Origin of the sequence: Thermococcus gammatolerans EJ3 (genome assembly GCF_000022365.1) — an archaeon.
Classification (GTDB): domain Archaea; phylum Methanobacteriota_B; class Thermococci; order Thermococcales; family Thermococcaceae; genus Thermococcus; species Thermococcus gammatolerans.
Genome location: NC_012804.1, coordinates 379,228 through 391,329, shown reverse-complemented (window position 1 = coordinate 391,329; position 12,102 = coordinate 379,228). Strand labels below are relative to the sequence as shown.

The 12,102-nt window shown below is 54.0% G+C and carries 9 protein-coding genes and 2 tRNA genes; 6 read left to right on the top strand and 5 right to left on the bottom strand.

The window, feature by feature from the left end:
• The first annotated feature begins 12 nt into the window (after positions 1–12).
• The 3 genes from TGAM_RS02065 (at position 13) to TGAM_RS02055 (ending at position 1,158) form a co-directional block, all read left to right on the top strand.
• A tRNA-Glu gene (locus TGAM_RS02065) sits at positions 13–90 on the top strand.
• 10 nt (positions 91–100) lie between these two features.
• Positions 101–178: transfer RNA gene (locus TGAM_RS02060), tRNA-Ile, on the top strand.
• Between the two features lie 248 nt (positions 179–426).
• Entirely contained in the window at positions 427–1,158 is a 732-nt protein-coding gene (locus tag TGAM_RS02055) for a helix-turn-helix domain-containing protein (protein WP_015858024.1), read from the top strand.
• On the opposite strand, the gene TGAM_RS02050 is transcribed toward TGAM_RS02055, so the two are convergent.
• Entirely contained in the window at positions 1,155–1,940 is a 786-nt protein-coding gene (locus tag TGAM_RS02050; protein ID WP_048811022.1) for a 4-phosphopantoate--beta-alanine ligase, read from the bottom strand. The two genes, TGAM_RS02055 and TGAM_RS02050, sit on opposite strands and share 4 nt — an antisense overlap.
• A gap of 190 nt (positions 1,941–2,130) precedes the next feature.
• On the opposite strand from TGAM_RS02050, the gene TGAM_RS02045 reads away from it, so the two are divergent.
• Together TGAM_RS02045 and gltA are read left to right on the top strand one after the other, a co-directional pair.
• The gene (locus TGAM_RS02045) at positions 2,131–2,982 is read left to right on the top strand and encodes a sulfide/dihydroorotate dehydrogenase-like FAD/NAD-binding protein (RefSeq protein WP_015858022.1); all 852 of its coding nucleotides are present in this window, start codon (positions 2,131–2,133) and stop codon (positions 2,980–2,982) included.
• Positions 2,983–4,398 carry an NADPH-dependent glutamate synthase gene (gene gltA / locus TGAM_RS02040; protein ID WP_015858021.1) on the top strand — a complete coding sequence of 472 codons (1,416 nt, stop codon included), beginning with the start codon at positions 2,983–2,985 and terminating at the stop codon, positions 4,396–4,398. It begins immediately after the preceding gene.
• A gap of 7 nt (positions 4,399–4,405) precedes the next feature.
• On the opposite strand, the gene TGAM_RS02035 is transcribed toward gltA, so the two are convergent.
• The 4 genes from TGAM_RS02035 to TGAM_RS02020 form a co-directional block, all read right to left on the bottom strand.
• Positions 4,406–4,870: a hypothetical protein gene (locus TGAM_RS02035; protein WP_015858020.1), complete on the bottom strand. Its 465-nt coding sequence runs from the start codon at positions 4,868–4,870 to the stop codon at positions 4,406–4,408.
• Positions 4,871–5,014: 144 nt separating this feature from the next.
• Positions 5,015–6,322, bottom strand: a complete 1,308-nt coding sequence (locus tag TGAM_RS02030) for an NAD(P)-dependent malic enzyme (RefSeq protein WP_015858019.1) — start codon at positions 6,320–6,322, stop codon at positions 5,015–5,017.
• Positions 6,312–7,547 carry a M20 family metallopeptidase gene (locus tag TGAM_RS02025; protein WP_094745779.1) on the bottom strand — a complete coding sequence of 412 codons (1,236 nt, stop codon included), beginning with the start codon at positions 7,545–7,547 and terminating at the stop codon, positions 6,312–6,314. The genes TGAM_RS02030 and TGAM_RS02025 overlap by 11 nt, the downstream gene beginning before the upstream one ends.
• Before the next feature lie 33 nt (positions 7,548–7,580).
• Positions 7,581–9,095, bottom strand: coding sequence for a DUF819 family protein (locus TGAM_RS02020; protein ID WP_048811020.1), 1,515 nt, complete (start codon positions 9,093–9,095; stop codon positions 7,581–7,583).
• A gap of 265 nt (positions 9,096–9,360) precedes the next feature.
• Here TGAM_RS02020 and TGAM_RS02015 point away from each other — a divergent pair, with 265 nt between their 5' ends.
• The gene (locus tag TGAM_RS02015; protein WP_015858016.1) at positions 9,361–12,090 is read left to right on the top strand and encodes a putative glycoside hydrolase; all 2,730 of its coding nucleotides are present in this window, start codon (positions 9,361–9,363) and stop codon (positions 12,088–12,090) included.
• Positions 12,091–12,102 lie beyond the last annotated feature (12 nt).

Sequence of the window (12,102 nt, the reverse complement as noted above, 5' to 3'; positions counted from 1 at the left end):
AATCTCGGACGCGCCCCGGTGGTGTAGCCCGGTCAATCATGCGGGACTCTCGATCCCGCGACCCGGGTTCAAATCCCGGCCGGGGCACCAGAATTCTCGCGGGCCCGTGGCTCAGCCTGGTCAGAGCGCCCGCCTGATAAGCGGGAGGTCCGGGGTTCGAAGCCCCGCGGGCCCACCATTACAGCCCTTGCAAAGCAAGCGCTGGCGGAGAAACTTTTCTGGTGAAAAGTTTCATCAAAGTGAAGCATGTGTTTTAGAAGGGTTCATTTTCGGGTGGGTTTGCTCCCAAACTCGCCGTTCTCGAGCGTGTTTTTTCCATTAGCGCCCTTCGGGCTCCCATGGTGAGTTGACAGGTGCTCGATCAACTAAGACCAAATTTCAGCAATTGCCGATAGGTTTATAACCACTGGACTGGATCATCAAAACATGCTAGAGAAAGAGAAGGAAGCTCTCGCGAGAAGGATCGCCGGTGAAATAGCGCTCTCCTCTGACCCCGGAAAGACAATGAGAAAGTGGCGCGAGATATTCGGGATAAGCCAGACCGAACTCGCGGAACACCTTGGTGTTTCCTCCTCTGTAATAAGCGATTACGAAGGCGGCAGGAGGAAAAGCCCTGGAGCGGCAACGATAAAGAAGTTTGTTGAGGCACTTCTGGAAATAGACGAGAAGAGGGGCGGCAACGTCATAAAAGCCTTTAGCAGAACTATCGGAGTCGAGCTTCCCACCAGCGCGATACTCGACATCAGGGAATTCGCAATACCCGTAACGATAGCGGAACTGGTTGAGGCCGTCAAGGGCGAAGTCATGACGAGAAAGGATGAACTCGAAAGGCGGATCTACGGTTACACAGTTGTCGACAGCATAAAGGCAATCCTCGAAATGAGCAGCGAAGAGTTTCTCAAGCTCTACGGCTGGACTACGGAGAGAGCGCTCGTGTTTACCAAGGTGAGCACCGGAAGGAGTCCGATGATAGCGGTCAGAGTTCAGGGCCTTAAACCGGCCGTTGTGGTCGTTCATGGCGTCAAGAAACTTGACGAATTGGCCGTGAGACTGGCGGAAAAAGAAAAGATACCCCTAGTAGTTTCTCACGCCGAAAACGAGAACGAACTGATATCAGGTCTTCGAGCACTGGTTGAAAAAAGCGAAAGGACAGCTTAGTCCAGACGTTTCCTCCTCCAGATCCCTTCTTCCGCGAGTTTAGTTAGTCTGTTCCTTATATGGAGCAGAACATCGCTCAGCGTTTTTCCGTTGTCGTAGGAGTTGACAATCCTTTCGAGCTCTTCCCTTGGGAGGTTTCTCATTTCCTCAGCAAGCTCTATCATCCTCGGGTAGGCACGGACTATGTTGTCAACTATCGTTATGTCCGCCATCCTCGCGCTCCTCGAGAGCGGGTTGAGGTCAACGGTGACGACGAACTTGCCCATCCTCACGAGCGCCTCCGTCCTGTCACCGTCCTCAAGCGGAACGAGAACGACGTCAGCCTTCCAGATGCCGTTTTCATCAGCTTTTCCGCGCTCGTGCTCAAGGCCCGGGATCCTCTTCGTTGGGTTTATCCCGAGTATTTCGATGTTCGGGTCGTACTTCCTGAGCTCCCGCTCTATGGCCCTGACGCGCTCCTCCGTTCTGTAGAAGAGGTTTATCTCAAGCTTGGCGTTTAAGGCTTTTGCAAGCTCAATTGTTTCCTTTGGGACGAGCGCCGCAACGTTGCCGTTAACCGAGATCACCGGGTGTTTAGCCAAGAGAAACTTTGCAACGGCAGCCATCATTGCCCTCTCCGCAGGCTCTATCGTTTTCTCGCCGATCAGGTAGTCAAAGGCCTCCCCACGTCCGTGTGCAATTAGACCGGCCTTGGCGGTCATCCCCTTCTCCATTCCCTCGATGATTTTCTCTCGGTAGTAGAGACTCCAGTAGCGCGGATGACTCTTGGGGATCTTCACCATTCTAACCACCGAGGGGGTTTCTCCCAACCCCTAATAAACCTGTCCCAGCGACTCCATCTGAAAAAACCAGCTTGTTTCTCTTCTTTCGGCTGGAGAGGGGTTCTAAACCTTTGGTTCAGGAAAACCCTATAAGCTTTAGGTTCAAAACTTATGGTGAACAACGTTGTTCCCGTGAACGGGGGTGTTCATCTTGGGATACAGAATTACCGCGAAGGAGGATTTGAGCCCGATTGACTATTTTGTGGAGGTGGAAGCCCCGCACGTCGCCAGGGCGTGGAAACCGGGCCAATTCGTTGTTTTCATTCTCCACGAGAGGGGAGAAAGGGTTCCAATGTCAGTCTACAAAGCCGAAAACGGAAGGGTTGGGATGTTCATCAGGAAGCTCGGGAAGACGAGCATGCAGCTCTACTATGAGTACAAGCCTGGAGACGAGCTCTGGAGCTTTGTTGGGCCGCTTGGGAAGCCCATAAAGATTAAGAACTACGGCAGCGTCGCTTTTGTTTCCGATGCAGTCTGCGGCCAGGCCGAGAACTACGCCACCTTAAAGGCGATGCGCGAGGCAGGAAACTACACTATCTCGGTTCAAACCTTTGAGGACAGGGAGAGGGTCTACCCCGAAAAGTTTCTCGCGAGGGAAGTCGCCGATGAGTACTACCTGACGACCCTCGACGGTTCCGTCGGTTTGAAGGGCCACTATCTGGACGTCGTGAAGGAGCTCATAGAGAAGGACAAGGTTGACGTGATCTTTGCCGGCGGAAAACTCGGCTCGCTCGCGAAGCTTGCAGAGCTCACAAGACCCTACGGAATCCCGACCTACGCTACCGTGAGACAGATTATGGTCGATGGGACTGGAATGTGCGGTTCGTGCAGGGTCCTCTACGACAGTGAGGTGAAGTTCGCCTGCAGGGACGGGCCGGTCTTCGATGCCCACAAGATCGACTGGGAGGACGCGATAAGGAGGAACGCGGAGCGCTTTGCCGAGCAGGAGAGGCTCGCCAAGGAGCGGTACCTCGAGTACCTCCGCGCCAAGGGGGTGATCTGAATGCCGAAGCTCATCAAGGAGAGGGTCCCTACCCCAGAGAGGCCCGTTGAGGAGAGGGTTAAGGATTTTGGTGAGGTCAACCTCGGTTATACCTTCGAGCTTGCCGTTAAGGAGGCCGAGCGCTGTCTCCAGTGTCCCGAGAACTACGCGCCCTGTATAAAGGGCTGCCCCGTCCACATCAACATTCCGGCCTTTATAGCCAAGATCAAGGAGGGCGACATCAAAGGCGCCCTGAGAATAATCTGGAACGACAACACCCTACCTGCGATAACCGGCCGCGTCTGCCCGCAGGAGGACCAGTGTGAGGGTGCCTGTGTCGTTGGAAAAGTCGGGGATGCGGTAAACATCGGCAAGCTGGAGAGGTTTGTAGCCGACTACGCGAGGAAGCACGGCATCGAGGAGGAGCTCCTCTGTGAGTTCGAGGAGAAGTGTACAGGAGAGCGTGGAAAGGTTGCAGTCGTCGGTGCGGGGCCAGCTGGACTGACGTGTGCCGGCGAGCTGGCAAAGATGGGCTACAAGGTGACGATATTCGAGGCCCTCCACAAGCCCGGTGGAGTTCTCATCTACGGAATCCCAGAGTTCAGACTTCCGAAGGAGATACTCGACCACGAGCTGGCCAAGCTCAAACGTCTTGGGGTCGAGATAAAGACCGACCACGTTGTCGGCAGAACGGTGACCATTGAGGAACTGCTCAAAGAGTACGATGCGGTCTTCATAGGCACCGGGGCCGGAACGCCGAAGCTCCTCAACATACCCGGGATCCTGCTCGACAGGATATACTCGGCCAACGAGTTCCTCACGAGGATCAACCTGATGAAGGCCTACGAGTTCCCCGAATACGACACGCCGATAGCGGTTGGAAAGAAGGTGATCGTCATCGGGGCTGGGAATACTGCCATGGACGCGGCCCGTTCCGCCCTAAGGTTGGGCTGCGACGTGACGATAGCCTACAGGCGCGGCGAGGAAGACGTGACGGCAAGGATTGAGGAAGTCGAGCACGCGAAGGAGGAGGGCGTGAAGTTCCTCTATTTCGTCCAGCCGGTCGAGTTCATAGGAGACGAGAACGGCAAGGTCAAAGCAGTTAAGTTCGAGAAGATGGAACCGCTGGAGGAGCGCGACAGGCGCGGAAAGAGGAAGATAAGGCCCACTGGGGAGTACATCACAGTCGAAGCAGACACGGTGATAATAGCTATTGGACTGGAGCCCAACAGAATAATCAGCGAGGAGTCCGGGCTGAAAACCAACCCCAACGGAACGCTCGTCGTGGACGAGAACCTCATGACGAGCATCCCGGGTGTCTTCGCTGGAGGTGACGCGATAAGGGGCGAGGCTACGGTAATTTTAGCGATGGGCGACGGTAAGAGGGCGGCGAAGGCGATAGACGAATACGTCAGGGCAAAGAAAGCCAGCGCATGAGTTTCCTTCACCATTCCCTTTTTCTTGAGCCGAAGAACAGTCCGTGTTTGAGGAAGTCCATGAACTCACTGTTGATAAAGGTCTTGGTGAACTCCATAGTCTCCTCGGGTGAGAGCCATTCAACATCTTCGGGAACGCCCTCGACCCAGAGGTAAACGAGCTCATCCCCCTTCCTCGCTATGAGGAGGGTGAAGATTTTAACGCCGAGCTCCTGTGCGAGCTTGACTTCCCTGCCGACAAGAGAGGTGAACTTCCCGAGGGGGGCGACGGCAACGAAGTATTCAGCATCCCTAATCCTGTCGCTCGTGTCCCTTAGGCCGTATTTCGAGGGCACGAGGATGTTGTTGGAGTTAAGTTTTTCTTCGATAATCTTGAGGATTGCCTTCTCGGTTCTGGTGTGGTATAAAAAAGTGGGCTCGCTCAGATAAACGAAGGGCCCGTAGGTTTTCTTCCTCCTCAAAAATCCGAGCATAAGACCACCTCAGGTGGGGATAATGTCATCATCTCGACATCAGGAGGGATGACACTCCTCATCGGTTCGCAAGTCAAATCTTTTCGCTCAAGGATACTCAAAAAAGGGAGGTTAAAAGGTTTTACCCCAAAAGTGAAAGAAACGTCAGCTGAAGTTCTTCCTCTTCTCGTTGACCGGAGCGATTACCTCCTCGTAGAACCTCCTGAGCTTCCTCGTGTGCTCCTCCACCCATTCCCCGCTCACTTTCTTCCTCGCAACGCCGTCCTTTACGGCCTGTTCCGCAACGGCCCTCGCCTCCTTCGGATAGACGTCGGGATGGAAGGGCGTGGGGATTATGTAATCCTCGCTGAGCTCCTCATCGCTCACACAGCTGGCTATAGCTTTTGCCGCCGCGATGTTCATGTCGAGCGTTATGTCCCTCGCCCTCACGTCAAGCGCCCCCCTGAAAATCCCCGGAAAGCCGAGAACGTTGTTTATCTGGTTCGGGAAGTCGCTTCTTCCCGTTGCCACTATCCTCGCTCCGGCCTCCTTGGCCTCGTCGGGCATTATCTCCGGAACTGGATTCGCGAGGGCAAAGACTATGGCATCGTCCGCCATCTTCCGAACCATGTCCTTGCTCACTATTCCCCCGACGCTGACCCCGATGAAAACGTCGGCACCCTCCATGGCCTTCGCGAGGTCGCCCTGAACGTTGTGGATGTTGAACTTCGCGACCTCCTCCTTGTACGGGTTCATGTTCTCCTTCCTTCCCTCGTATATTATTCCGGCCCTGTCAACGACGAGTATCTCCCTAACGCCGACGTGGTGGAGCACCTTAGCTATCGCTATTCCAGCGGCCCCGGCCCCGCTTATGACGACCTTTATATCCTCAAACCTCTTTCCGACGATTTTCAGGGCGTTTATCAGTCCGGCCAATGTTACGACGGCTGTTCCGTGCTGGTCGTCGTGAAATACCGGAATGTCGAGTTCCCTCTTCAGGCGCTCCTCGATTTCAAAGCACCTCGGGGCGCTTATGTCCTCGAGGTTTATCCCGCCGAACCCTTTGGAGATTAGTCTAACAGTCCTCACTATCTCGTCAACGTCCTTGGTGTTGATGAGAACCGGAAACGCGTCAACGCCTGCGAGGGCCTTGAAGAGGACGCACTTGCCCTCCATGACGGGCATTCCAGCTAAGACGCCTATGTCGCCGAGGCCGAGAATCGCCGAGCCGTCCGTAACCACGGCGACCGTGTTTGGTATCACAGTGTAATCGTCGACGCTCTCCCCCCTGAGTATCGCCCTGCAGACTTCGGCAACTCCAGGGGTGTAGGCGAGGCTGAGGTCGTAGAAGTCTTTGAGCCTCACCTTGGGAATGACCTCAATCTTTCCGTTCCCGGGGAAGTTGTTCCTATGATAGAGAAGGGCGTCCTCCTTCATCCTCTTAACCTGCTCCTCCGTGAGCTTAGTCCCCATCGCCACCGCCTCCGAAAAGCCTGAGGAGCTCCATGTAGGCCTTCAAAACGCTTTCGATTTCCCCGACCGTCGTGTACTCGTCGATTGCATGGGCCTGGCCCCTTACGCCCGGCCCGTAGGCTATCCCCTCAACGCCAAAGCGCCTGTAGTAAACGAGGTCGTACCTGCCGGCGTTCAGCATGAGCGTTGGCTCTATCCCGAGGGCGTTTTTGACGGCCTTTTGGGCGAGCTTGACTATGGGCGAATCAAGGGGCGTCGCGGAGGCCTCTATGAGGCTCTTAACGTCGACCTCCACGCCAACCCCTGCTTTGGATGCCGATTCCCTCAGGAACCTTTCGAGCTCCTCCACAACTTCCGTAGCGTTCTCCTCGGGGATTATCCTCCTATCAAAGCTGAAGTAGAACTCTCCTGGGATTATGTTGTCCTTTTTCGTTGGGCTCTCTGCGTAGCCCCCGAGGGCTATTGAGGGATGCGCCGAGTTCTCGTCCTCAACAGGGAACTCAGTTTTCCTGCCCCTCAGAACCTCCCAGTACCTCGGCAGGAAGTCAACGACGAGCTCACAGGCCTTCTCAAAGGCGTTTACGGCCTTCCAGGGTCTGCTCGCGTGCCCCTGCTTCCCGATGACCTTAACGACGCCCCTCGCAAAGCCCTTGTGCCCTATCCCTATCAGCCTGTGGCTGGTCGGCTCGGGTATTACAACGTAGTCGGGCCTTATTCCGACTTCCTCCATCAGGTATCTCGTTCCCATTCCGCCGCTTTCCTCGTCCGGAACGAAGGCGACCTCCACCCTGTAGTTTATCATATCGTGCTCGACCGCATACTTGAGGGCGGCGAGGGCGGTTGCTATGCCCCCCTTCATGTCCGTCGTTCCCCTGCCGTAAATCCTGTCCCCTTCAACCGTTGGGGTGAAGGGGTCGTGCCTCCATCCGTCTCCCGGCGGAACAACGTCGTAGTGACCGTTGAAGTGAAGGGTTTTTCCCTTTCCGAGGCTCCCGTAGACTATGAACCTCGGCTTCCCCCTGTGCCTCGGTGAGTAGGGATAAGTCCTGTCGAGGTAATCCTCAGGGACTTCTATCAGCTCGACCTCAAAGCCCATCTCCTCAAGCTTATCCTTGAGGAGCTTCGCGGCCCTCTCGTAGTTCTCGCCCGGCGGGTTAACCGTTGGAATCCGCACGAGCTCAAAAAGCATCTCCAGGGCGTAGTTAAGGTACTCCTCCATTTTCATCACCCGCTAAAGCTGTTAAAAAGAGAGAAAAACTCAGAGGCCCAGGGCCGAGAGGGCCCCAGGAGCCCAGAGCTTTAGGAAGAGCAGACCCACGTAGTAGCCAACGTAGTTCGCTATCGCGTAACCTATCGAGGCCATTATGACGCCCAGAGGGACGAGCTCCTCGACGCCGTAGGCCGTTGCACAGAGCGGGGCTGTGACACCTCCCCCGATGTTGGCGACGCTCGCTATGGCCGTTGTTGCCCAGTCGACCTTTATGAGCTTCGCGCCCAGGAGGATGACGATGAAGTGTATTGCCAGCATTATGAAGAACACTGCCATTAGTATCAGCACCACGTGGGCGGCACCTGCGAGCTTCGCGAAGTCCGTCTTCTGGGCGATGTAGACGAATATCGTCAGGTAGAGGAAGTACATGCCTATTGGCCTCAGCAGGGGCAGGTTCCTGACCTTCGTGTAGGCCCCGACTATCAGCGCTATCGTCGTCGCCACTATAACCGTCGGGAGGAGCGAGCCCACCTTAAGCCCAAATACCCTGTAGGAACCGAACCAGGACTCGAAGGCAAACGCCAGCATCACTATAATCAGTGCCGACATGCCGATTATGAAGAGGTCCCTCTCCCTAAGCTTCGGCGGAAGCTTCTTTTCGCCGACTTCTGCACGGTACTGCTCTGCTATTACCTTGGCGTTGTAAGTGGGCTTAATAAAGCGATTTATCCTGTTTACAAACTCCTCGCTACCGCCGATGCTGAACATTATGGTTATGTAGAGGGCGTAGGGTATGACTCCGGCCAAGGTGTAGTAGGAGTAGAAGTCGCCGCTCATCTTCAGTGCCGAGACACCCACTGCCGCTGAGTTCTCGCTTCCTCCTATCCATGCCGCTATCTTGGCCGCTATGGCCTTTAATGCTTCAGCCTTGGTCGTTGGGTCGTGGAATATTACCGCGACGAGAATTGCCCCAATGAAACCCGCTATTACTGTTCCAAGGCTGCCTATGAAGAATATTGCGAATGGCCTTCCGCCTATGGACTTCTTGATTGCTTTCAGGTCAATCTCGAGCAGGAGAAAAGTTATCGACAGCGGAATGCCTATCTCAACGAGTATCTTCTGCAGTGAGAGTGCTTTCTTCGTTACTGCGACGTACTTTATTCCCGCCTTTGTAAGATTAGCTACGATTGGCTTTGCAAGTCCGGCGCTCGAAGCCTTCGTGACGAAGTCCAAGTATATCGTCCTTGGGATTATGTAGCAGTTCGTTGATAGTATTGCAAGGATCAGCGCCCAGGTGAAGGGGCCTGCCTTCTTCATCCACTTTACCCTCGGTGTGAGCCATAGTACTAGGGCAAGCTCGAGGTTTATTAGGGCGAAGTAACCAACTATCAGAAACACCTTCTGAGTTTTGCCAAGACTGCCCCTTAAGGAAGCTTTTCCGAGCCACTCCAGCAGTGTAACCCCTGTAACGCTGTGGACAACGAGTCCCGCAACGTGCAGGACCGCTAACACAAGAAAGGCGTACGTTATCAGCTTCTTCTCATCTGTTCTTTCATTGACCAAAGCCAACACCCCCAAGGGTACGTCATCTGTTGTTAAGATCTTGAAATATATAAGAATTTTCATTCGGAAATTTGGAACAAATTTTTCGTATATCTTTAAAGAATTAACAAGAGACTTCCATGAGAGAGTTCAAGCTCTCTAAGGGGTTTAATCGTGATAATATTGTCCACAAGCCTATAAGAAATGTTCAAAATTCGCAAGAAAGTTAACAAAATTAGCCGAATATTTTAAATAGTTTTAAATCGAGAAAGGATGGGGTGATATCATGGCCAGGAAACCCCTTGTACTGGCCCTCGTTTTTTTGGTAGTGATGTCCCTAGTGGCGATGCCCTCAGCAACATTCGCAAAGGTTGAGCAGAAAAAGATTGACCAGAATGTTGTCTCAGGGGTCTGGATGTGGCCGAGCACGTACAAGGCTTACTACCAAGAGGCCCTTGAGGAGCTCGGCTACAGCAACCCCTTCGATGAGAAGGTCTATCCCACCATACCAGAAGACGTGAAGGAGAAGGCCCTGAAAACGGCCGCCGAAAGGCTCGTAAGCGAACTCAAAGAGGCGGGGATAACAGACGTGTTCATTGAGGTGAAACTCACCTTAGGTTACGTAATCTATCCGAGCAAGGTATATCCTGAGAGAACATACCCGGCCTATCCGTACAACACAACCAACATCTTGAAGCCGCTCCTCGAGGAGGCACACAGAAACGGCATCAGGGTTCACGCCTGGATGATAGTCCACTATGACAAGTACTTCTTTGGAAAGACCGACCCGATCTGGCACGTTGGAAAGGCCTCAAAGAACTGGGAGGCATATCCTGTCCCGGGGAGGGTCAGGCTGAGTAATAAAGAGTACCTCAAGGTTCTGGAGAACATCGCCAAGGAGTTAATCTCAATGGGCTTCGACGGAATTCACCTCGACTACATAAGGTACCCCCACATGGTTTACAGCTTCTCTCCAAAGGACCTTGAGAGGGCCGAGGAGGCCGGGATAAACGTCACGAAGGTAACCCTGGCTGTGGAGCACACCTTCTACAACGACGTCCCGATTCCGGGAACCAACAAGACGATGGGGCCGAAGGATCCGTACTACATCTTCAAACTCTACGTAAAGGGTGACAAGGACATCGTTAAGTGGTTCGAGCTTAGGAGGAAGGACGTTGACTCGTACGTCGGCAACATCACCCAGGTTGTGCACTCCCTCAAGACCTGGAACGGAGAGAAGCCGATAGTGTCTGCCGCCCTGATGCCCGACTGGACGAGGGACAACATTCTCTACCCCGAGGAGTTCCAGATAATGCACTACGCTCAGGTCTGGAGCGACTTCGTCAAGCTAGGTGTTGACTGGCTCATTCCAATGGCCTACTTCAAGGACTACGGCGAACCGATCAGCTGGGTCGGCGTCGTGAAGGGTCACCTCGTCGGGATTACAGGAACCAAGAGCGTTCCGCTCGTCGGCGTTCAGAGCTATGGGATACCGATGGAAAAAGTCCTGGAGGAGAAGGACTTCGCACTCTCCGAGTTCCCGGAGAAGGCAATCTACCTCGTCGCCCTGCCGGCGGACAAACCCAGGAACGACCGGACGGCGAACAAGGTGATAGACCTCCTTGCGTTCATAAACAAGGAACTCTACGCCGGCGACTTCACAGGATATATGATTACAGAAGACCTAGAAGTCAAGGGAATAACCGCCCCGAAGGGCTCACTCATCCTCATAGGAGAGCGTTACGAACTGGAGAACCTCAAGAAAACTGCAGCGAGAGCAGGAATAAATGTTGTTCCTCTTGAGAGGCTTCCAAGTGTGAGGGCCATACCGTTGATGCCCCCGAAGATAGCACTATTGGATGTTGGCTACAATTACACGATAAACGATGTCCTCAAGGAGCTCGGCTTTAAGTACGACATCGTGAGCAACGGCAGCATAAAGCAGGGAATACTGAACAAGTACGACCTCCTGATACTCCCGCCGGGAAGCGGCACTTGGGAAGCCAAGCTCCTCGGTGAGGAGGGCGCCGAAAAGCTCGCCGAGTTCCTGGCTGGGGGTGGAGGTCTAATAGGCGTGTGCGCCGGGGGCTATGCAGTGATCAAGGGCTACAACGAACCAACGAGCAAAGTCCAGCTCGTGGATGCAGAGCTCAAGAACTGGCCCAAGTGGTGGCTTGGAGTTGGCATAGTTCACGTCAAAGTTACCAACGAGAACAACCCGGTCGTTTTTGGGTTCAGGGACGGTTTCGACGCAATCTACTGGAACGGGCCGGTGTTCAAGCCCTTTGACCTCAAGAACGACACACCGCTGGGAATAGACGTCGAGCCCTACGTCGAGCTCGTGAAGTACGTTTCACCGGCCGAGGAAGGAGCCTTCAGCTACGGCTGGGGCGACTTCAACAGGACGTTCGTTGAGAGCGTTATGAGGGATTCCTCTGCAGTGATATACTCAAAATACGGGCACGGAAATGTAGTCCTGTTCGGATTCCACCCAGAGCTTACGAGCGGTGACTTAGAATATGCGCCAAAGAGCATCCTCAGCTCAAAGTACAACTACAGGCTCTGGTTCAACGCGATATACTTCGTCTCGAGGAAGGGAAGGGAGATAAGCCTCGAACCCGCGAAGGGAGTCGTGTACTTCAGATGGTGGAATGTGAAGCTGAGGCTTGACAGCCCAGATGTTACATTGAGCATCAGCGGCGTCAGGAACCTCCATTTCTTCGGGAGGACCAAGGTCAGGCTAATACTCTTGAAGGTCAAAAACTACGGAAATACCGACGCAGTCGGAGTCACCGTTACTGTAAACGTGAGGGTAAAAGGGGTGAGAGGACGCAAGGGAACTTTAACGTTCCACCTGAGAACCCTCAAAAAGAAACAGAGCGTGCTTATTCCCGTCCTGGTACTCAGCACTGGAAAAACGGAAGTCACAATAGACGCCAAGGTTTCGGCTAAGAACGAGCCCAAGCTCAACTGGGCGAACAACGAACTTCACAAGACTTTCGAGTTTCTATCCTAGCCGGGCTCATAA